General features: G+C 59.6%; 17 protein-coding genes. 9 read left to right on the plus strand and 8 right to left on the minus strand.

Going from position 1 to position 22,243, the window contains the following annotated elements; genetic code table 11:
• Nucleotides 1-185: 185 nt before the first annotated feature.
• Both C7H85_RS14405 and C7H85_RS14410 read left to right on the plus strand, forming a co-directional pair.
• Nucleotides 186-3,485 carry an STY4851/ECs_5259 family protein gene (locus C7H85_RS14405; protein WP_106730387.1) on the plus strand — a complete coding sequence of 1,100 codons (3,300 nt, stop codon included), beginning with the start codon at nt 186-188 and terminating at the stop codon, nt 3,483-3,485.
• A gap of 9 nt (nt 3,486-3,494) precedes the next feature.
• On the plus strand, nt 3,495-9,731 hold the full coding sequence (locus C7H85_RS14410) for a DEAD/DEAH box helicase (RefSeq protein ID WP_106730388.1): 6,237 nt from the start codon (nt 3,495-3,497) through the stop codon (nt 9,729-9,731).
• Nucleotides 9,732-9,792: 61 nt separating this feature from the next.
• On the opposite strand, the gene C7H85_RS19920 is transcribed toward C7H85_RS14410, so the two are convergent.
• The 7 genes from C7H85_RS19920 to C7H85_RS14440 all read right to left on the minus strand — a co-directional run bounded on the left by C7H85_RS19920 (nt 9,793) and on the right by C7H85_RS14440 (nt 15,501).
• Complete coding sequence (locus C7H85_RS19920; protein ID WP_210433661.1) at nt 9,793-10,032, minus strand: hypothetical protein; 240 nt, start codon at nt 10,030-10,032, stop codon at nt 9,793-9,795.
• Entirely contained in the window at nt 10,029-10,520 is a 492-nt protein-coding gene (locus C7H85_RS14415; RefSeq protein ID WP_210433662.1) for a virulence RhuM family protein, read from the minus strand. The genes C7H85_RS19920 and C7H85_RS14415 overlap by 4 nt, the downstream gene beginning before the upstream one ends.
• 86 nt (nt 10,521-10,606) lie before the next feature.
• Nucleotides 10,607-11,554 carry a methyl-accepting chemotaxis protein gene (locus C7H85_RS20270; protein ID WP_106730389.1) on the minus strand — a complete coding sequence of 316 codons (948 nt, stop codon included), beginning with the start codon at nt 11,552-11,554 and terminating at the stop codon, nt 10,607-10,609.
• A 105-nt stretch (nt 11,555-11,659) separates the two neighbouring features.
• On the minus strand, nt 11,660-12,442 hold the full coding sequence (locus tag C7H85_RS14425) for an alpha/beta fold hydrolase (protein ID WP_106730390.1): 783 nt from the start codon (nt 12,440-12,442) through the stop codon (nt 11,660-11,662).
• A gap of 244 nt (nt 12,443-12,686) precedes the next feature.
• The gene (pcaF, locus tag C7H85_RS14430; RefSeq protein WP_106730391.1) at nt 12,687-13,892 is read right to left on the minus strand and encodes a 3-oxoadipyl-CoA thiolase; all 1,206 of its coding nucleotides are present in this window, start codon (nt 13,890-13,892) and stop codon (nt 12,687-12,689) included.
• Nucleotides 13,889-14,683, minus strand: a complete 795-nt coding sequence (locus C7H85_RS14435) for a CoA-transferase subunit beta (RefSeq protein WP_106730392.1) — start codon at nt 14,681-14,683, stop codon at nt 13,889-13,891. The genes pcaF and C7H85_RS14435 overlap by 4 nt, the downstream gene beginning before the upstream one ends.
• Nucleotides 14,683-15,501 carry a CoA transferase subunit A gene (locus C7H85_RS14440; RefSeq protein ID WP_106730393.1) on the minus strand — a complete coding sequence of 273 codons (819 nt, stop codon included), beginning with the start codon at nt 15,499-15,501 and terminating at the stop codon, nt 14,683-14,685. The genes C7H85_RS14435 and C7H85_RS14440 overlap by 1 nt, the downstream gene beginning before the upstream one ends.
• Between C7H85_RS14440 and C7H85_RS14445 the strand changes: the two genes are divergently transcribed.
• Nucleotides 15,500-15,688: a hypothetical protein gene (locus tag C7H85_RS14445; protein ID WP_106730394.1), complete on the plus strand. Its 189-nt coding sequence runs from the start codon at nt 15,500-15,502 to the stop codon at nt 15,686-15,688. The genes C7H85_RS14440 and C7H85_RS14445 overlap by 2 nt on opposite strands.
• 78 nt (nt 15,689-15,766) lie before the next feature.
• Nucleotides 15,767-16,552, plus strand: a complete 786-nt coding sequence (locus C7H85_RS14450; protein ID WP_106730395.1) for an IclR family transcriptional regulator domain-containing protein — start codon at nt 15,767-15,769, stop codon at nt 16,550-16,552.
• A gap of 259 nt (nt 16,553-16,811) precedes the next feature.
• Here C7H85_RS14450 and C7H85_RS14455 read toward each other — a convergent pair whose 3' ends face one another.
• Entirely contained in the window at nt 16,812-17,714 is a 903-nt protein-coding gene (locus C7H85_RS14455) for a LysR family transcriptional regulator (protein ID WP_106730396.1), read from the minus strand.
• A gap of 107 nt (nt 17,715-17,821) precedes the next feature.
• Here C7H85_RS14455 and C7H85_RS14460 point away from each other — a divergent pair, with 107 nt between their 5' ends.
• The 5 genes from C7H85_RS14460 (at nt 17,822) to benB (ending at nt 22,236) form a co-directional block, all read left to right on the plus strand.
• Complete coding sequence (locus C7H85_RS14460) at nt 17,822-18,940, plus strand: muconate/chloromuconate family cycloisomerase (RefSeq protein ID WP_106730397.1); 1,119 nt, start codon at nt 17,822-17,824, stop codon at nt 18,938-18,940.
• A 37-nt stretch (nt 18,941-18,977) separates the two neighbouring features.
• Nucleotides 18,978-19,268 (plus strand): muconolactone Delta-isomerase, encoded by a 291-nt coding sequence (gene catC, locus C7H85_RS14465; protein WP_094040516.1) that lies wholly within the window; start codon nt 18,978-18,980, stop codon nt 19,266-19,268.
• Nucleotides 19,269-19,318: 50 nt separating this feature from the next.
• Nucleotides 19,319-20,257 carry a catechol 1,2-dioxygenase gene (gene catA, locus C7H85_RS14470; protein ID WP_106730398.1) on the plus strand — a complete coding sequence of 313 codons (939 nt, stop codon included), beginning with the start codon at nt 19,319-19,321 and terminating at the stop codon, nt 20,255-20,257.
• 114 nt (nt 20,258-20,371) lie between these two features.
• Nucleotides 20,372-21,748, plus strand: a complete 1,377-nt coding sequence (locus C7H85_RS14475; protein WP_106730399.1) for a Rieske 2Fe-2S domain-containing protein — start codon at nt 20,372-20,374, stop codon at nt 21,746-21,748.
• Nucleotides 21,745-22,236 carry a benzoate 1,2-dioxygenase small subunit gene (gene benB / locus C7H85_RS14480; protein ID WP_106730400.1) on the plus strand — a complete coding sequence of 164 codons (492 nt, stop codon included), beginning with the start codon at nt 21,745-21,747 and terminating at the stop codon, nt 22,234-22,236. The genes C7H85_RS14475 and benB overlap by 4 nt, the downstream gene beginning before the upstream one ends.
• Nucleotides 22,237-22,243: the final 7 nt, after the last annotated feature.

Raw genomic sequence — 22,243 nt, forward strand, 5'->3', positions numbered from 1 at the left:
CTCAAGATACTGGTCACTGAACATTTTTGTCGTTATTCTGTACTTCAGATATATCTATTTTTACACACCTGCTGAGAGAGTTAGAGTTCTCACCAGTTCCAGAGGTTAACAGAGTATTCAACCTCAATACCCCGAAGATAATGTCGCAGAAAACATAACAAACAAAAAATGGACGGGCCCTTCAGATGACTGCTACTTCTATCTACTCCATGTCCGCCAAAGCATGGATCAGTGAGTTTTTGTTTAGCCGGGTGTTATTTAAAGGTCCAAATGGAAAGCCTCTCTACAGCTATCATGTTACAGAGCATGAGTATCGCTCTCTTACTCAGCTCTTGAGCACCAGCTTTAAAAAAAGCTACCACTCCTCTAGCCCAGTACACTTGGCGGCATGTTTCTGCTTGTTTGTAAGTGAACACTACCGGCGTCATTACAACTCTTCATGGTCATGGTCTGGTGCTGAAGAAGTACTTGAAACCGAGCTATCCCCCCAGAGTCGCGCCTCACTGACATCCATTGGCCTGCACTACTGGCAAAGGCCAGTACGGGCCCGTGAGAATGGCAATGACTGGCTGGGTTCACTTTTTATCGAAGGAGGCCTGCCTTGGCCTCTGGTACAAAATACTTCCCATGGATTTGGAAAAGCCGTCCGCCGTGGAATCAAGCACTTTTACCGCACTGAAGGTAACCGCAGAACAACAGCCGATCTGATGGCTGACTTTGAAAACGAACTGCCTTCACTTTTTCGTAATCTGGAAACCAGGCAGCTACTGGCAGGTATCGTTGACCAGATTATGTACCTGGCGGAACGACATCCCCTCAAGGATCAACAAGACCCTGCCAGCTATCTCGATCAAGTAGAACCAAGCTGGGCCAACGCCTTCCCCATCCCACTGGATGAGAATAATGCTCGCCTGCTACTGAATGAGTGGCTACGTGATGCAGGCCAAAAACGGCAGGAGCGAAAAGAAGCCCTGGAGAGAGCCCGGGCTTTCACTTGTGAACATTTTCTGTATGGCACGTTACCGCAATGGTCTGTATATACTGAGCTGATACTTCCTGCTGAGACCACATTTCAATTAGATGTCAACAACCTGAACAGCACTCGCCTTGAACTGGCTTATTACGAAGGTGAGCGCCTGCTGGCAAGGGGGCCAGCGGTATATGGTCAAGTCACCGAACAAGGTATCAAAGTCCGGTTCAGCAATACCCAAGTCACATTAGCACGACAAAAAATTGACGAGCCCGTCAGCCTTCGCCTACTGGATAACGGCTACATGGTGTACTGTCTTTTTTTGGATGACAGCGCTCTTGATTATTGTGAAGCTCCATTGATTTTTGAGCATCGTTCAGAGCGCTGGCAACTAGCTGCCTCTTCCAGTTGCTCCCTGTCGTCAGGGCTGGTTCGACTACGAGTCCCCCCCGGCTTTACTCTCAGCTGTGACAACGAAAATAAAAGTGTTCTGGGCGAAGACCAAGAACAAGGTCTCTGGGTGGAGTCCCGTGAATCACTCTCACTGGTTAGAGGGGAAGAACATTATTCCATATCCCTGAAGCAAGAACGCGACAGCAGCAATAGGCCTTTCCTTACCGGTGTTTTCGCACTCTATGACACACTTCCGTCTCTGGTTTATATGGGATGGCCAAGACTCGAATTACCGGATGACTATCCCTATGCAAAAGAGGAATTACTGGAGCTCATCAATGGAAAACAGCTGGATCGGCATCACCCTCATGCCTGGGGCGCAGTACGCTACACGTTGCGTACCCGTTCCGGAAAGCTACTACTCCAGAGACGGTTTGGTGTATTGCCACAAGATTTAAATCTGTCTTTATTTCCTGAGTCTCCGGGGCACCCGGCTCGCCTGCTGACCAAGGGTGCTGTAGAACTCGATTTATGCATTATCAATAATGAACTGAAAACGACAAAGACCGAAAATATCCTGTATCTGAAGTATAACGGTGATACTCCTCCTTCTTCCTTCATACTCGAAGCTGGCCAGAACCTTCCTGCAGTACAGCTGCGCCTCCCTTACCCTTATCAGGGTGCACGCCTGCTGGATCAAAACAGCATCCCATCATCAGCTCACGAGCTGACATTAAATGAGTTGCTGGGTCATCGTATTGTACTGACTTCCGGCCTGCCACAAGGTCAAACCTTTCACCTACAGTTACAACTGGTAAGCACGGAACAGCCCCATCCCAAACGAGCCTTCAGTATTCAGGTGGGCTCAAAGCCGGTCATGCTAAGCCTCTTCAGCTACCTGAACGATATACAGAACATGCTCGGAGCAGTAGATGATCAGGATGTCTACATCAGGCTCTCTCTCGAAACCGAACAGCCTTTGCTAAAACTCGACATTCGGCGCTACAACGGCCATATGCAATGGGAAGGCCGCGATAACTTTTTTATACGCAACGCTTCCAACAAGATCGTACTGGATGGCGCACAGGCCGAAGCCATGCTGCTGTCGGATCCCAAGCGGGCACCTTTGCAGTTAGCCGAGAAAATGACCGAGTCGACCGGCACCGGCAACTTTGAAATCCCCTCCGTCATGCAGTCCTGCGGCCCATGGCTGATTTATCCTGCAGAGAGTTCAGCCATTCACTTTCGCCCGGCTCTGTATCTCGCTCCGGAAAGACACGAAGATACAGCCGTTAGCGTCACATCTCTGCATCGGGCGGCCAAACTTTTCCATCCGGTGCACAATCCACACGTCATTAACGAGCAAGTTGCAGTCATGGCAGGCGACTTCAATCATAGCGGCTGGCAGTATCTGGCCGATTTAAAGCAAAACTATCGCCACCTTCCGCTGTCATCCTTTGAAACTTGGAAAGCCCTTTCTCGGAACCCGGAAGCATTAAGCTTTGCAGTATTCCGTCTCGAAATAGACGAAGCCTTCTGCTCCCGCATACGTGATGAGCTCGCGGTTATCTGGGAAACCATTCCGCTTCCGCTCTGGGTGAAAGCGAACCAGCTGTTCCACAAAAGCATGTTGCAGACCGGTCTGCCGGAGGTTCTGGTCAACAACCTGATATCGAATCGTGCCAGCGTTCTCAGATCCATCGTATCCGGGTTCGATTACCTGGGAGACTACTTGAGTACAGGAAACCGTTACTCTCTGACGACAATATCGCCCGAACAGATTCTGCCACTCTGGTACCAGGATCTACGCCGGCTGCACGTAGACAACCGTAACTGGCCAACCCAGCTGAGTAACGAACTGACCAACTGGATACAAAAACAGACGCTTCCACCACGGGTAAAAGCGCTGTCTTTGGTCGACTTCACCGACACGGTCACCTACCTACCCGTCTTCATGGCTTTTGTGACCGCAGGGCGGGCGAGCATTACCGATTTGCAGGCCGCTTCCGCCTATCTGAAGTTTGCCATTCGCGTTGTTGCCGACTTCGACCGTCAGGGCTGGTTTATGCCGGTACACGCCCTGATGGTATCTTATCTGCTCGCCTCACCAAATAAAGCATAAGGAATTCCAATGCGTTACTTTAGAGATCTAATTGAGCAAAGCCTTGTGCGCACTCGCGAGGCAACTCTGAGCGTACTCGGGATTAATCACTCTGGTTTGCGCCAGCATCTGAGCCAGAGCATGGTGAATGAGCTGGGCGCCGATGGCTGCTTTCTGGCACCGCCAGTATTTGAGCATACCTTTGGCTGGCACGAATCCGACTTGCAACTGCAAGACATCCAGAGTGAGCTGCTGTCGCCCAGCCTGCTCAACACGCTGGAAAAGGCGCCCGCCTATCAGTTCCCAAAAACCGCTCACCCTTATGTTCATCAGCTTCATGCCTGGCGCACGCTGCTGAATGAAAAGCCGCGATCAGCCGTGATCACCACAGGCACCGGTTCGGGGAAAACCGAGTGCTTTATGGTGCCTATTCTTGAAGACCTGATACGAGAACATGAACAGAAAAAAGAAGCATTGGTCGGTGTGCGTGCCCTCTTCCTCTACCCCCTTAACGCCCTGATCAACTCCCAGCAGGAACGTCTCGACGCCTGGACCCGTCAATATGGCAACAATATCCGTTTCTGCCTGTACAACGGCAAAACCGAAGAACGCGCCGACAAAATCCGCAGGGAACAAGACAAAAAATCAAACCAGATCCTGTCCCGTGAGCTGCTGCGCAGGGAACCAGCACCCATACTGATGACCAACGCCACCATGCTGGAATACATGCTGGTTCGCCAGGTCGATAACCCGATCCTGGAAATTTCAAGGCAGCAGCAATCCCTGCGCTGGATTGTGCTCGACGAGGCTCACACCTATGTGGGCTCCCAGGCGGCGGAGCTGTCGCTGCTGCTGCGACGGGTCGTGCAGGCATTTGGCAGAACCTCCGAAGAAATCCGCTTTGTCGCCACCTCGGCCACCATTGCCGGCGCCGATGCAAAGGAGCGCCTGCAGCGCTATCTGGCAGACCTTGCCGGTGTCCCTATGAGTCACGTTGAAGTTATCGATGGATCCCGTAAATGGCCGGATCTTGGCTTTAATTCTCCCGCTAAAAACATCAGCCTGCAGGCCATTCGCGATATTGAACCGGAGAACACTGTATCTTCTGCTCGCTTCGAGGCCCTTTGCCAAAGCTATATCGCCAGGCGGCTGCGCCATGCAGTGGTAAGCTCGGACAAGCCACTCGATCTGAACGATTTGATAAAGGTGGTGGCCGAGCAGCTGCAGGACAGCAACCGGCTGGAACAACAGCAAGAAATGCTCGACTGGGTTGACCTTATGACCGGCACCCACCCAGCAGAAAACCAGCCTCCCTTTCTTAAGCTCAGGGCACACCTATTCCAGCGCATGCTGCACGGCCTCTGGGCCTGCGTTGACCCGCAATGCAGCACCAAATCTCAACACCTGCAAGACTGGCCCTTCGGCAACGTCTATGTAAACCAGCGTTCCCACTGTGAGTGCCATGCTCCCGTCTATGAACTGGGCTTCTGCGGCGACTGCAAAACTCCCCACCTGCTGGCCGAGGACAGAAATGGCATTTTGCATCAGCCCAGCCCCTATGCCGGCGATGAATTTTCCCTTAACCATGAGGATGACAGTGAAAATTCAGAAACCGAAGCTGATCCTCACAAACCCAGCATCCAACAACTGATTATCGCCGGCTCACCGGCTGATCCTTACATGGCATACAGCCTGGATCTCGACACCAATAAGCTGGGAGTTGTGAACGCCACCCGCAATATCAATATCAATATTTTGAGCACAGCAGAATACCAGGTTTGCTGCAGCCAATGTGGACATGCCACCAACAGCGGCACCGGTGATTTTCTGAAAAAGGCCTACTTGGGAGCCCCCTTCTATGTCGCCAATGCGGTACCTACCGTGCTGGAGTTCTGCCCCGATCCGGACAAGAAGGATTGTGAAGGCCGCTCACCGGAAGAGCTGCCCGGCCGCGGCCGTAAGCTGATCACCTTTACCGACAGCCGCCAGGGCACGGCACGTATGGCGGTTCGTATGCAGCAGGAAGCCGAGCGCTCACGGCTGCGTGGGCTGGTGTTTGAAATGTTAAGAAATAAGCAAGCTAAACAGAGTATCGTAGAGCCTGCTTTACCAATCGGTTATGAGCAACTCCTTGCCAGTGCCTCCTTGCTTGAAAAGCACGGCCTGTATGATGAGGCCAAAAAAACGCGTGCAGACGCACAATCACTGATACCTGCAGCCTCACCACCAGTTCAGCTCTCTTGGCAAGAAATGGTACAGGGACTTGCGGCTACCAAGGATATTGAACTGTTTATTCTGCGCTATAACCGCTATGCCAACCCGGCACTGTTCGATGGCAATGAGGGCGGCCTGACCATGGCGCGCCTGCTGCTGGCCCGTGAATTTTCACGCCGGCCCAAAAACCAGAACAGCACCGAAACCTTGGGACTGATTAAGGTGGGTTACCAGGGGCTGGACCGGATTTCTACTACTCCGCCACTCTGGTCCGAAACCCGAGCCATCCCTGCCACAGGCGATATGTATGCGCCACGCACACCGCTGACACTGCAGGACTGGCGGGACTTTCTCAAGGTGGCCCTGGACTTTTACGTCCGGGAAAACACCTTTATTCCCATGGAAGACCGAATGCGCCGCTGGATGGGCAGCCGCTTTTCCCCCAAGGCTCTTTTTGCTCCAAACAGTGACAAGACCGAAAGCAGCACCACCAAAATGTGGCCGCAAATCAAGCCGGGCACCCCTCATCGACTTGTTAAGCTGCTGGAGCAGGGCATCGGCCTTAACCGCAATACGGATGACAACAAAATTAATGCTTGGCTAGAGGCCGCATGGTCTGCTTTGCTTCATGTTCGTATACTGGAACCCTTTGATATCGGACACCGACTGAGTTTAGAGACGCTAACCTTTTCACTGCCAACCGAGGGTTGGGTCTGCCCGCTGACACACCGTATTTTTGACACCACCTTTCGTGGGCTGACACCTTATTTACCCCAAAAGATACAGAACCGGGATTACCGTTGCCAGCACGTTCAGCTGCCCGCACTGAGCACCCTTTCTGCAGATGGCAGCCCGGTTTCCAAGCAAGCGCAGATCCGCCAGTTGATCGCCCAGGATACGGACATTGCCCAGCTGCGCCGGGAAAACCTGTGGACGGATATCAGCGACCGTACAGTGGAAGGTGGCTTTTACTACCGCACTGCCGAGCACTCGGCCCAGCAATCAGCCAAACGACTGGATGACTATGTAGAAGCCTTCAAGCGCGGCGATATCAACGTGCTGAACTGCTCCACCACCATGGAGATGGGCGTGGACATCGGCGGTATTTCCGCCGTGGTCATGAACAACCTGCCTCCCCACCCCGCCAACTACCTGCAGCGGGCCGGCCGGGCCGGACGACGCAACGAGGCCCGCGCCATCGCCTATACCTTGTGCAAGGCCGATCCCCATAATCAGCGGGCCTTTGCCAATCCCAAATGGCCGTTTATCACCGCCATTCCAGCACCCAATATCACGCTCAGTTCGGAGCGCATCGTACAGCGGCATGTCAACTCGTTGCTCCTGGCACTATACCTGCGCCAGCACAGCAGCGATGATGGTGATCGCACCAAGCTGACCCTGCACTGGTTCTTCGCCCCGGATGACTCCCCCTGCAAGCAGTTTCTGGCCTGGCTGGAGGTCAGCCCGGAAGAGTTCAGAGAGCCAGTGAAACAACTGGTCCGGGGTACCAGCCTTGAAGGTCGTTCACTGAACGTTATTACCGGTGAAACTAGGCAAGCATTAAGCGCGCTGGAAGATCGCTGGACAGGTGAATACGATAATATCAGCCAGAAGTTGCAAGCTGCTGCTGAAGGCCCCTACAGGCGCGCCCTCGCCCTGGAGCAACATCGCCATGCCAACGAGTATCTGCTGCGGCACTTGGCGTCATATGCATTTCTGCCCGGGTACGGCTTCCCTACCGATGTGGTGAGTCTGAAAACCTATAACGTCGAAGACTTTCTGAACAAGAAGAACAAACAGGAAGACAGCCGAGAGGACAATATCTTCGACAGTAAGGAGATGCCGTCTCGTAGCCTGAACATCGCTATTCGCGAATATGCTCCCGGCTCTCAGGTAGTCATCGATGGCCGCGTGTACCGCTCCGCCGGCGTCAGTCTGCAATGGCACGGGAATGGTCAAGTCAATGAAGCACAGAAATTCGATATCGCCTGGCAATGTAAGGAATGCGGTCATTCTGGAGTTATCGAAAATGCCTATTCCAATAATGCTGACTTGCGCTGTTCTCATTGTCACACCGCGATTCCATTCGACGAACGCCGTCTAGTACTTCGACCAGGTGGCTTTGTAACCGACTTTTATGAAGAAACCACCAACGACGTCACTTCCCAGAAATTTATCCGGATTGAACGCCCCCGTATTCAGGTAAATGGAGAGAATATCGCCCTGCCGGATCATCGCTGTGGTTTTGTACGCTTTGGTCATGAAGGCAACGTGTTTTACCACTCTTCCGGCGAACATGAACAAGGTTATGCCGTTTGTATGGCCTGCGGACGAGCCGAGTCCATGCTTGCTTCAGGTGGGGCTCCAAAAGAGCTGGAAGCAGGTAGAGATCACCGGCCGGTGGGCGGACTAGCTGGCAGCCGAAAAGAAAAAGACTGCTCCGGCGAAGCGGTTAAAACGCATCTGCATCTGGGCTATCAGATACGCACCGATGTACTGGAAATATTTCTTCGCAACCCGCTCACCAAAGAGTGGCTGCCAGACACTCCCGCAGGAAGAGTGATTGCCACAACTCTCGGTGTGGCCATTCGTGATGTCATCGCCGACCGCCTGGGTATTGCCAGCAGTGAAATGGGCTTCAGTTATCGTTTTGATCGGGATCAAAACAGTAACGAAGGCCGCGCGGTGATTCAGCTGTTTGACGAAGTCAGTGGTGGCGCTGGTTTTGTGCTGGAGGGATTGAATGATATCACCGAGCTGCTGAAAGCAGCCAAAAACCATCTGCAATGTCCGGCCGACTGCGAAAATATCTGCTCCCATTGTCTTGCCAGCCAGGACAGCCGTGTCGAACGCGAAGAGCTGGATCGCAAGCTGGCGCTTGAGTGGTTAACCAACGCCGAGCTGGTCGAACACTTGAGGCTACCCGATATCTTTGCTGGCCTTCACTGTGGCCGATATTGCTCCGTTGGGCCTGCTCGTGATCTGACCCAGGCTATCCATTCTCTGGATCGTACCGACGAGACTATTTCACTACTGCTGTGCCTGCATGGTGAACAGACTGAGTGGGATCTCGATTATCCTGGTTTCAGAGAGCAGGTGCTGACCTGGACCATTGCCGAAAAACTTAAGGTGCGTATCGGCATTGCCGAGCCCCAAAAATTGAGCGAAGAGCACAGGGAAACTATCTCGTTGCTTACACGCATGGGGGTTGAACTGGTCAAACTGGACAGCAACGCACTGAACCAGCCTTACCTGATTGCTCAGCTTTCATCTCAAGCCAAAACCAGAAGCCTCTACTGCAGCACAAGCCATGCAGGCGTACCGGGAGAGGACTGGCTGAAAGGACTGACGGATGCTGTTTGGGTAACTAGCGAGCAAGCGACTCAAATCCTGGGTGAGCCTATTGATACTGCTGGCTGGCACCGGACTGTACAGGGGGCACGTATTATTGAAATCACCTCCCAGCTGGATGGTCCGGTTAATACTCTGAAAATGAGGCTGGAAACCCTGTTGAAAGAACACATGCCCGAATTGTCTGAGCTACTCACCAGTGACGATGCAGTATCGGTCAGTTATTCGGATCGTTACCTCAAATCACCGTGGTCACTGATGCTGCTTAACGGATTTTTGGAGCTCTTTACTGGAGACAAATTGCAGTCACTGACAGTACAGACGCTGGCTTCAAACACCACTCAGCCAAGCTTTCAGGTTTCTCATGACTGGACGCTCCCGGATGACCAACAGGCCGTAATTGAGCGCTGGCTGAAAGAGCAGCTTGATGTTTCACCGAACATCACCATGATGAACAAAGCTTACGAGCTGTTGCATGGCCGGATGATCACGGTCAAATGGGCATCAGGCAAGGTCTGCAAGATACTGCTCGATCAGGGCATGGGATACTGGAGGGCCAGAATGCCATACCGGGACCAGCTGAACTACAACTTCAATGCTTCTCATGATGAGCAACTACAACAGTTGTTCGAAAAATACTCGTACGCTCGTATGCAGCAGCGAGGTGAATGGCCAACCTATATCAGCTGTGTCATGGAATAGTCTCTATCAGCCGAGTCCTGACTGACAAAAAGGCCTGCGATTGCGGGCCTTTGATCGTTAGTCAGCCCTTATCCCCGGCCGGCTCCTTGAGCAGGATAAAATGCTCGATTAACCGGATCATCAAGGCTTTCTGCTCCGGCAGGCTTTCCGCCACCAGCAGCGCCAGGGCCACCAGGGTGTTGTCGTTAATCAGTTGTTCCACCGGCCGGGCCAGCAATGCCGCATTACGGCGCAGGTACCACAAAAAGAGGAAGGAGCCGCAGCGCTTGTTGCCATCGGCCAAGGGATGATTCTTGATCACAAAGTACAGCTGTCGCTGATCACGCCCGCCGCCGCCGCCCCTTGTGGTGATACCAGCCCCTGATTGCTCAGGGTGCGGCTGAGCAGATTCATCACCTGTTCGAACTCGATGCCCCGCTCCGCCAGACGGCGCCGGTTAAGGGTGTAGCCCTGAACCAGGTGCTCTTTCAGCACCTGGGTGGCCCACTGGCGGAACTGGACGCCGCGCTGGGACTTTACCCGGTAGCCCACAGATATGATGACATCCAGTGAGTAACGAGAGACCGGCTTGTCTGAGCCAGTAATATGCATTTTTTGCATATTGCTGTCCTCGGGCAGCTCGCCCTCCTTGAACACATTGCGAATGTGGCGGGAAATCACTGACTGATCGCGGCCAAACAGCTCGCACATCTGCGCCTGATTCAGCCACACCGTCTCCTGCTCCAGCGCCACTTCCAGTTGCGCTTGCCCGTCGGCGCTGGTGAAAATCTGGATCTGTTGGTTTGGCATCGTCTTGTTCGTTCCGTGGCCGGCATCCGGTTGGTTTAGCCTCAGTAACAATGCTTTGCCGACGGGTGTCAACCGATAAACAACATCTACTCGGCGCCGGCCATGTCCGCCAGCACCTCCGCCACCAGCGACTGCTGATGGCCCACTCGCTGGGTGACCTGCTGAACAATCTCCATGCGGGTCTGTGCACCCGCCTGGATATCATCAATCGCCGCCAGGGCCTGGCTGGCCTCCTGCAAACAGGTGCCACGGGACTGGTCGATGTTCTCCAGTCCCGTGCGGGCCCTGGTGGCGGAATGCCCCAGGTTCTCGGCAATGTCCCGAATTTGTTCGCTGGACTGGTTCACCCGGCGGGACAGATTGCGGACCTCGTCCGCCACCACCGAAAAGCCCCGGCCGTGTTCCCCCGCCCGGGCCGCTTCGATGGAGGCATTAAGGGCCAGCAGGTTGGTCTGTTTGGCAATGTCCTGAATATTGCCCACGATGGCGCCGATCTCGGCGGACTGATCCTGCAACTGACTGAATACCCGATCGATATTCTCCATATCACCGGCGAGTGAGCGGATCGCGGCCTCCGAGGCGCGGATGCGGTGGGCGGTCTCGGCCACCTTGTTACCGGATTGCCGGGCCAGCATGCCGGCCTGGGCCATTTCTTCCAGGATCAGCCCGGCGTTGGCGCCCAGTTGGCCGAGCTGTTCCAGCAGCCGTTGGGAGTAGCTCGGGTCGGGCGCAGGCTCGGCGGTGGGCACGGGTTCTGCCACCGGAGGCAGCGAAGGCGCCGTTTCAACCACGACGGGCTCCGCTGCCGGTTGGTCGACCATGCGCGCCGGCAACCTCAGGGCCAGGCAAGCCGCCGTCAGGGCCAGCAGCGCGCCCGACAGAGACAGCGTCAGCGCCATGCCATCCTGACCACCCAGCCGGATGGAGAGGGCGCCAAGCAATATGGTCAGGGTACAGATGGCGGCGATCAGCGCCGTTTTGATATGGGATTCCGGGTGGGGTGCGCGAACAAAACTAGCTTCGTAAGAGTTCATGACGAGTTATCTCTTGCCGGCTCCGGGCTGGGGTTGCTGAAGAAAGGAGCGTTGGCGTGGATTGATGGTGGGCGCCCCTGCAGGCAGGGGCGCCATCGTTGAGGTTTAGCTCACCCGTTTTACCAGCAGTTCGGCGAACACCGCCGGGCATTCCACCGAGGGCACATGGCCTACCTGTTCCAGGATCACCGGCTCGCCGGCGCCGCTGCATTGGGCCAGGGCGCGCAGCGACTCGGGCGGGGTGGCGATGTCGTCGCTGCCGCCTACCAGCAGCAGGGGCACGCCGTGGCCCTGCAGTTGCTCGCTGAAGTTGGCGCGGCCCAGCATCTCGCACAGCAGGGCGTAACTGTTGGCGTCTCCCCGCCCCATGATGGTATTCCAGCCCTTGAGCAGGGCCGGCTCGCGCTCGCAGGCGGCGGGGCCAAACCAGCGCGGCACTATGTCCACCGCCATGGCGGACAGCCCCTTCTCCCGCACCGCCCTGGCGCGGGCCTGCCAGGCCTCGGCGGTGCCGATCACCGCCCCGGTGTTGGTGAGGGTGGCGGACAGCAGGCGCTCGGCGTTGGCACTCAGCAGTTGCTGGCCGATCACCCCACCGATGGAGGTGCCGACGAAGTGGAACCGCTCCGCGCCGGCCTGGCCGACCAGCGCCAGCAGCTCCGCCGCCAGGCTCTCGGGAGTGACTTGCTCCCCGTGCCAGGCCGCACTGCTGCCGTGGCCGGGCAGATCCCAGCTCAGCACCCGGCAACGGGGCAGCAGGGCGGGCAGCAGGTCATCCCACACCGCCTGGCTCATGCCCAGGGGATGGGCCAGCACCACCAGCGGCAGCGCCGGGTCGCCCAACAGGCGGTAGCCGACGGCGCGGCCGTTTATTTCCAGAAAAGACATTCAGCCTCCGAATAGTTAGGAGAAGCCGGCCGGAGCCGGCGTTCAGACTGCTGATAAACCTTCAGACATTCCAGCACAGACACGCTCATGCCGAAAGGGAGGACAAAGGGAACTGCTCCGCCGACCGTCACATGCCAGGGATGGCATGTGCGAGCCTACATGGATGTACTTGCGGCGTGTCGGAGGAGCTGTCCCTTTGGCCGACTTCCTTGCACTGGAAGACAACTCGACAGGCTCCGGACAGTTAAACCCGTTCGATCAGGGTGGCAATACCCTGGCCGACACCCACGCACATGGTACACAGGGCCAGGCGCTTGTTCTGCCGGTGCAGCTCGTGGGCGGCGGTTTGCAGCAGACGGGCGCCGGACATGCCGAGCGGGTGGCCCAGGGCGATGGCGCCGCCGTTGGGGTTGACCCGGGCGTCGTCGTCCTGCAGGCCCAGCTCCCGCATGCAGGCCAGGGCCTGGGCGGCGAAGGCCTCGTTGAACTCGAACAAGTCGATGTCGTCCATGGTCAGGTTGTGCCGCTCCAGCAGCTTGCGCACCGCCGGCACCGGGCCAATGCCCATGATGCGCGGCTCCACCCCGGCGGTGGCCATGCCCAGGATGCGGGCCATGGGCTTGAGGCCGTGACGCTGCACCGCTTCCTCGCTGGCGATCAGCATGGCGGCGGCACCGTCGTTCACCCCGGAGGCGTTGCCGGCGGTGATGCTGCCCCCGGCGCGGAAGGGGGTCGGCAGCCTGGCCAGCTTCTCTGCCGTGGTGTCCGGGCGCAGGTGCTCGTCGTCGGCGAAGATCAGCGGCTCCTGCTTGCGGCGCGGGATCTCCACCGGCACGATTTCCTCGGCAAAACGGCCATTTTTCTGTGATTCGGCCGCCTTCTGCTGGGAGCGGGCGGCGAAGGCATCCTGATCTTCCCGGGAGATGTTGAACTGCTCGGCCACGTTTTCGGCGGTTTCCGGCATGGAGTCCACGCCGTACTGGGCCTTCATCAGCGGGTTGATAAAGCGCCAGCCGATGGTGGTGTCTTCAATGGTCTGGGTGCGGCTGAAGGCGGTGTCGGCCTTGCCCATCACGAAGGGGGCGCGGGACATGGACTCCACCCCGCCGGCCAGCACCAGCTCCAGCTCGCCGGCCTTGACGGCGCGCACGGCCGTGCCCACCGCGTCCATGCCCGAGCCGCACAGCCGGTTGATGGTGGTGCCGGGCACGCTCACCGGCAGGCCGGCCAGCAGGGACGACATCCGCGCCACGTTGCGGTTGTCTTCGCCGGCCTGGTTGGCGCAGCCCATGATGACTTCGTCGATGGCCGCCGGATCCAGCGCCGGCGCCTGGGCCAGCACGGCCCTGAACACCTGGGCGGCCAGGTCGTCGGGGCGTACCGCCGCCAGGGTGCCGCCGAAGCGGCCGATGGCGGTGCGTCTGGGGTGGCAAAGGTAAACGGGCTTCATTGGGCGGCCTCCTGGGATACCGGCTTGGCGTGATGGTCGGCGGTTCTGGCCTTGAGCGAGCGCAGTATCTCCAGCTCCTTGCCGTTGGGCTCGGGGGTCTGCGCCAGCGGCTCGGCAAAGCGCACCGGCCAGCCGGTGGCCTCGCTCACCTGCTCGCGGGTCACGCCCGGGTGCAGCGAGGTCACCACCAGCTCTTTGGTCTCGGCATCGGGGGCCAGCACGCACAGATCGGTGATCACCTTGGTCGGGCCCCGGCCGATGTTGGGCACGCCGTCGCGCCCCTTGCCGTCCCGGCCGTAGCCCAGGGTGGTGATAAAGTCCACCGCCTCCACAAAGGCCCGCGGCGAGTGCTTGAGGGTGATGAACACTTCCTTGGCGTTGGAGGCGATTTCGGGGGCGCCGCCGCCGCCGGGCAGCCGCACCTTGGGCGCCTGGTAGTCGCCGATCAGGGTGGTGTTGAGGTTGGCGTAGCGGTCGATCTGGGCGGTGCCGAGGAAACCCACGTCGATATGGCCGCCCTGCAGCCAGTAGCGGAACATCTCGGGTACCGCCACCGTGGTGAGCGCCTGCTCGCACAGCTCGCCGTCGCCGATGGACAGGGGCAGGATGTCGGGCTTGGTCTGCAGGGTGCCGGACTCATAGATCAGCACCACCTCGGGCGCGTGGGTCAGGCGGGCCAGGTTGGCGGCCTCGCTGGGCAGGCCGATGCCGACAAAGCAGGTCATGCCGTTGCTCAGGGCGCGGGCGGCGGTGACCGTCATCATTTCGGAAGAACTGTATGCGAGTGTCATTATTCCTGCCCTCCTGCATTGTAAACGTTCTGTTCCAGCCACTGGTTAAAGGTGTCACGATCGCGGGAAATCGCGTCCCATTCCTTGTAGAAGCTGTTGTTTCTCGGATAGTAGCCGTGGGCGTAGGACGGCGCCGCCCCCCCTTTCACCTCGGCGATGGCGTCGATGGCCCAGCCCGGGATCACGCAGGCATTGGGGTCGGCCCGCAGGTCGTCGACGATCTCCTCCACGGTGACGATGCTGTGTTTGGCCGCCAGCACCGCCTCCTTCTGCACCCCGACGATGCCGGACACCAGCACGTTGCCCTGCCGGTCGGCGCGCTGGGCATGGATGATGCTCACATCGGGCCGCACCGCCGGCACCGCCGCCAGCCGTTCGCCGGTGAAGGGGCACTCGATAAAGCGGATCTGCGGGTTCACCTTGGGCAGGTCGCTGCCGATGTAGCCGCGCAGCACCGCCAGCGGCAGGCCGGCGGCACCCGCCTCGTAGGCGCAGGCCATGGCGGCGTGGCTGTGTTCGAAAATCTCGAGGGGCTGGGGCCAGCCCTTCTCCACCGCGTCGCGCAACCGGTGCAGGGAGCCGACGCCGGGGTTGCCGCCCCAGGAAAAGATCAGCCGCTCGGCACAACCGGCGCCGATCAGCTGGTCGTAGAGGATGTCCGGGGTCATGCGGATCAGCGTCAGCCGACGCTTTTCCTGGCGGATGATCTCATGACCCGCCGCAAAGGGGATCAGGTGGGTAAAACCCTCCATGGCGACGGTGTCGCCGTCCTGAAGGTAACGGGCAATCGCGTCGTGCAGGCTCATGAATTGGGCCATGGGTATCGCCTCCCTGGGTGACTTTGAAGTTCGCATTGCGAACTTGGGTTTGCATTACGAACATATTTACACCCATTCGACGGACGTGGCAAACCCCGATCCCGGCGATTTTTTTGAAAAAGCGATTAACCTGTTGAAAAATAAAAGATTATTTTTTGCGCATCAACAGGCAAAACAGGCGGAGTGAAAACGGGTGTTCGTTATGCGAACTTTTGCTACCATGGATGGCCAGGGCCACCGCCGACACCGCCACAGGAGGAATACCATGACCGCAGAGGACAAGCTCAGCCCCGAAGACAGGGACTTCGTCGCCGCCCTGGCCAGCGGGCTGGAGGTGCTGCAGGCCTTCGATCAGCAGCATCCGCGCATGACCCTGAGCGAGGTGGCGGCCAGAACCGGCATGGACAGGGCCAAGGCGCGCCGCTTTCTGCTGACCCTGCACGCCCTGGGCTACCTGGACAAGCAGCTGCGCCACTTCGCGCTGACCCCCAGGGTGCTGCAGCTGGGTAACGCCTTCCTCTCGGCCAACCCCTACCGGGTGGTGATCCAGCACTACCTGGAGGAGATCACCCGGGAGATCGGCGAGTCCACCTCGCTGGGCGTGCTCGACGGCGACGACGTGGTCTATATCGCCCGCTCCGCCGCCGAACACCGGCTGATGGCCATTCGCCTGTCGGTCGGTACCCGGCTGCCCGCCGCCTACACCTCCATGGGCCGGGTGCTGCTGGCCCAACTGCCGGAAGCCGAGCTGGCCGCCTACCTGGAGCGGGTACGGCTGCAGGCCCACACCGAACACAGCATCACCGACAAGGCGGAACTGCGCCGGGCCCTGGAGCAGGTGCGCCGCCAGGGCTACGCCATCGTCGATCAGGAGCTGGACTCGGGCCTGCGCTCGCTGGCGGTGCCAGCCTTCGACCAGCAGGGGCAACTGCTCGGCGCCATCAACATCAGCACCAACGCCGCCCGGGTGGACATGGACACCCTGACCGGCCGCTTCCTGCCGCTGCTGCAGGACAAGGCCCGGCTGATCCGGGAAACACTACAGGGCTGAGGGCAGTTTGTTGACAACGTTGTCTTAACTCACCGATGAGATCGGTCAAAGAGCCTCGGTGCCGCCTGCTGACATCACCCTCAGACAACGTCGGGGATTGATAGAGGTAACAGGGATTACCTCCACCGACCGTCAAATGCCAGGGACGGCATTTGCCGAGCGTCACAGGGATGTGCTTGAAGCGTGTCGGTGGAGGTGGCCCTGTTGCCTCTTCGCTACGCCGTGACAGACAAGCTTCGCAAGGAGCGTAAACAGGCTCTCAGGGATAACGCCCGGTCAGCCGGTTTTCCACCAGCTCCGCCAGTATGGTGTTGACCAGCCGCATCGCCGCGTTGGGATTCTCGCCCCGGCGGCGGGAGGCGATCACCGGAATGGTGAGCTGCTCGTCCCCCACCGACACGAACGCCACCCCCTCCCGCGAAAGCTTGTGCACCTGCTCCGGCACCAGGGCGAAGCCCATTTCCGAGGCCACCAGCGACAGCGCCGTCTGCAGATCGTTGACCTGCTGGATCACCTGCAGTTTCAGGCCCCGGCGCTGGAACAGCCCCAGGGCCACGTCGACGAAGTTGGGGCCGGGGCCGGCGGGAAAGGCCACCATGGGCACTTCCGCCAGCTCCGCCATGGTCGGCGACCGCCCGGCCAGGGGATGGGACGCGGGCAGGGCGATAAGCAAGGGCTCGTTGAACAGCACCTCCTGCTCCACGTCCGGATCCTCGATGTGCACCCGGCCGAAACCGATATCGATCTTGCCGCTCTTGAGCGCCTCTATCTGCTCCCGGGTCTTGAGCTCGTGCAGCACTATCTCCAGGTTCTTGTTACGCCGCAGCCGCCGCACCATCAGCGGCAGCTGGCCGTAGAACACCGAGGGCACGAAGCCGATGGCGAACACCGTCTTGCGCAGCTGGGCAACCTGCCGCGTGCCCTCGATGCTGGCGTCCACCCGGTCCATGATGGTACGGGCCTGCTGCAGGAAGTACAGGCCGCCCTGGGTCAGCTCCAGCCCCCGCGCCTTGCGGATAAACAGCTTCACCCCCAGCTCCTCCTCCAGCTGCTTGATCTGCCGGGTCAGGGGCGGCTGGGCGATAAACAGCCGTTCCGCCGCCCGGGTCAGGTTCAGCTCTTCCGCCACCACGATGAAATAGCGCAGGTGTCTCAGCTCCATCCATACCTCCAGGGTATTGGTTGCGACTTAATCAATATTGGTGAGTATGACTCCGAAAATGTAACTTCACTGCAACAGACAGTTATCACTCGACGTTCGGAGCTTACATGTCAGCAACCATCCAGTCCATCGAAGCCATCCTGGTCGATATCCCGACCATACGCCCGCACAAGCTTTCCATGGCCACCATGGGCGTTCAGACCATGGTCATAGTGCGGATCAAGGACAGCGAGGGCCTCGAGGGTCTGGGCGAAGCCACCACCATCGGCGGCCTGGCCTACGGCCCGGAGAGCCCCGAAAGCGTCAAGCTGACCATCGACACCTACTTCAGCCCCCTGCTGCTCGGCCGGCCGGCGGATGCCATCAATACCCTCAGGGTAGGGCTCAACCGGGCGACCCGCGGCAACAACCTGGCCAAGTCCGCCATCGAAACCGCCCTGCTCGACCTGCAGGGCAAGCGCCTGGGCCAGCCGCTGCACCAGCTGCTCGGCGGCGCCGTGCACCGGCACATCCCGGTGCTCTGGACCCTGGCCAGCGGCGACACCGCCCGGGACATCGACGAGGCCAAGAGCCTGATTGCCGCCCAGCGCCACTGCGACTTCAAGCTCAAGATCGGCTCCCGCCCGCTGATGGACGACGTGCGCCACGTGGCGGCGATCAAGGAAGCCCTGGGCGAGGGCGCCAGCGTGCGGGTCGACGTCAACCAGGCCTGGGATGAAAGTACCGCCGCCCGGGGCATGGCCGAACTGCAGGCCGCCGGCATCGATCTGGTGGAGCAGCCCACGCCGATGAAGGATCACGACGCCCTGGTGCGGCTGTCACAGAAATTCCACCTGCCGATCCTGGCGGACGAGGCGGTGGCCGATGCCAACGACATGTTCCGCCTGGCCTCGGCCGGCTTCGCCGGCGCCGTGGCGCTCAAGATCGCCAAGGCCGGCGGCCCGCTGCGGGCGCTGGAAGTGGCGGCGGTGGCCGGCGCCGCCGGGATCGGCCTCTATGGCGGCACCCTGCTGGAAGGCTCTATCGGCACCGCCGCCTCCCTGCACGCCTGGTCCACCCTCGACACCCTGCACTGGGGCACCGAGATGTTCGGCCCGCGGCTGTTAAAGGACGACATCGTGGTGACGCCGCTGAATTTCCATCACAACGGCGTCGAACTGCCCGCCGGGCCCGGCCTGGGCCTGGCGATAGACGAAGACAAGCTGGCCCGGTACCGCCGGAAATAAGCAGCGGCCGCGAGGCCCGCCAACAGGAGGACAAGACATGCTGTTCAAAGTCGAGATGAAGGTGAACCTGCCCCACGACATGCCGGCCGAGGTGGCCGCCGAGATCAAGGCCCGGGAGAAGGCCTACGCCCAGGAGCTGCAGCGCCAGGGCAAGTGGCGCCACCTGTGGCGGGTGGCCGGCAGCTACGCCAACGTCAGCATCTTCGACGTGGCGGACAACGCCGAACTGCAGGAGCTGGTAAGCGCCCTGCCGCTGTTTCCCTACATGGACATCAGTGTCGCGCCCCTGTGCCGGCACCCGTCCTCCATCCACCAGGATGACCGTTAAGCAAGTACTCAGTACCCCTACGACCCGATAACAAGCAAGGAGCCAGAGCAATGTCAGTCAAGACCATGCACACTCAGGAAGTCAAAGAACTGCTGGAAAAAGTGGCCGGCCTGAACCAGGCCGGCGGCAACGAGCGGGTGAAAACCATCGTCCACCGCGTGATGCACGATGTCTTCCAGCTTATCGAGGATCTGGACATCACCCCGGAAGAATTCTGGAGCGCCGTCTACTACATCAACGAGCTGGGCAAGAACGGCGAGGCCGCCCTGCTGGCCCCGGGCCTGGGGATGGACAAGTACCTGGATATCCGCCAGGACGCCGAAGACGAGGCTGCCGGCCTGGCCGGCGGCACCCCGCGCACCATCGAAGGTCCGCTGTACGTGGCCGGCGCCCCGGTATCCGACGGCTTCGCCCGCATGGACGACGGCAGCCAGGCCGGTGAAACCATGATCCTCACCGGCCAGGTCACCAACCAGCACGGCCAGCCCCTGGCCGACGCCATCGTCGATATCTGGCACGCCGATCTCAAGGGCGCCTACTCCTACTTCGACCCGTCCCAGAGCGAATACAACCTGCGTCGCCGGATCAAGACCGACGCCGAGGGCCGCTACAGCGCCCGCAGCATCATTCCCTCCGGCTACGGCTGCCCGCCGGAAGGCGCCACCCAGGCCCTGCTCAACCAGCTCGGCCGTCACGGCAACCGCCCGGCGCACATCCACTATTTCGTGTCCAAACCGGGCTACAAGCACCTGACCACCCAGATCAACCTGGCCGGCGACGAATACACCTACGACGACTTTGCCTTCGCCACCCGCGAGGAGCTGGTGGTGGACGCGGTGCGCGTCGAGGACGCGACCGCCGCCGAGCAGCTCGGCCTGAATCAGCCCTTCACCCGGGTGGAGTTCAACATCCGGCTGGTGGCCACCGACCAGCCCGAGCTGCAGAGCCGCCACGAGCGCAAGCGCGCCCTGGAAGGCGAAACCGCTTAACACCGCCCCGGACAACAGGCTGTTTATCAGCCGTCCGGCCCGCACTCAGCGGGCCGGACCGGGGACACTCGCGCCCGGAAACGGCCAGCCCAACATCGCATGGAGTGACGACAGATGACTCGCCAACTCGACAAACTCGAAAACAAGATCCGCGGCGCGGTGGAAGCCGACGCCCAGAGCGGCCACTACCGCTGCGACCGCAGCATCTTCACCGACCAGGAGCTGTTCGACCTGGAGATGAAACACATCTTCGAAGGCAACTGGGTCTACCTGGCCCACGAAAGCCAGGTGGAAAACCCCGGTGACTACTTCACCACCACCGTCGGCCGCCAGCCGGTGATGATCACCCGCACCAAGGACGGCGAGCTGCAGGCGCTGCTCAACACCTGCTCGCACCGGGGAGCCACCCTGTGCCGCAAGAAGCGCGGCAACAAGGCCTCCTTTACCTGCCCCTTCCACGGCTGGACCTTCAAGAACGACGGCCAGTTGCTGAAGGCCCGGGACCAGAAGAAGGGCGGCTATCCGGACAGCTTCAGCACCGACGGCTCCCACGACCTGAAGCGGCTGCCGAAGTTCGAATCCTACCGCGGTTTCCTGTTCGGCAGCCTCAACGCCGACGTGCAGCCCTTGCGGGAATACCTGGGCGAAACCACCAAGATCATCGACAACATCGTCGATCAGGCGGAAGACGGCCTGGAAGTGCTGCGCGGCAGCTCCACCTACACCTATGAAGGCAACTGGAAGCTGACCGCCGAAAACGGCGCCGACGGCTACCACGTGGGCACGGTGCACTGGAACTACCTGTCCACCATGAGCCAGCGCAACTACGAGAAGGGCGGCACCGAGGCGGTGGACGCCAAGAGCTGGTCCAGCGAGGGCGGCTTCTACTCCTTCGACAACGGCCACATGATGCTGTGGACCCGGCTCACCAACCCCCAAGTGCGGCCGGTGTTCAACCACCTGCAGCGGCTGGAGGAAAAACTGGGCGCGGCCCGGGCCGACGCCATCGTCAACACCACCAAGAACCTGTGCCTGTACCCCAACGTCTACCTGATGGACCAGTTCTCCACCCAGATCCGGGTGCTGCGCCCCATCTCCGTCAACAAGACCGAGATCACCATCTACTGCTGGGCGCCGAAGAACGAGCCGGCGGCCGACCGCGCCAGGCGCATCCGCCAGTATGAAGACTTCTTCAACGTCAGCGGCATGGGTACGCCGGACGACCTGGAAGAATTCCGCGCCTGCCAGAACGGCTACCAGGCCAGCGGCCTGAAGTGGAACGACATGAGCCGGGGCGCCGCCCACTGGGTTGAAGGCCCGGACGCCGGCGCCGACGCCATCGGCCTCAAGCCCATACTGAGCGGTGCCAAGCCGGAAGACGAAGGGCTTTATGTCACCCACCACCAGCACTGGGTAAAAGAGATGCTGCAGGCGGTCAAAACCGAGCGCGCCCGCCTGATCTCCATCACCGAACAGGAGGCATCCGCATGAGCATGAGCTTCGAACAAATCCAGGCTTTCATTCACCGGGAGGCCCGTTTGCTGGACGATCGCCAGTGGGATCAGTGGCTGCAGTGCTACCACGAAGACGTGGTGTACTGGATGCCCGCCTGGGACGACGAGGATCAACTGACCGAGGATCCGCAGCGTGAGATCTCGCTGATCTATTACCCGAACCGTAAGGGCCTGGAAGATCGCGTCTACCGCATCAAGACCGAGCGCTCCGGCGCAAGCTCCTTGCCGGAGCCGCGCACCACCCACCTGACCAGCAACCTGGAGATCCTGGAGCAGGCGGGCGACAGGGTGACGCTGCGCTTCAACTGGCAGACCAACAGCCACCGCTACAACCAGACCCAGTTCTTCTTCGGCACCTCCTTCTACACCCTGGACACCAGCGGTGAGCGGCCGGTGATCACCGAGAAGAAGATCATCCTGAACAACGACTACATCAATCAGGTGATTGATATCTATCACCTGTAACCGGTGG

The sequence above is a fragment of the Zobellella endophytica genome (assembly GCF_003012775.1).
Lineage (GTDB): Bacteria > Pseudomonadota > Gammaproteobacteria > Enterobacterales > Aeromonadaceae > Oceanimonas > Oceanimonas endophytica.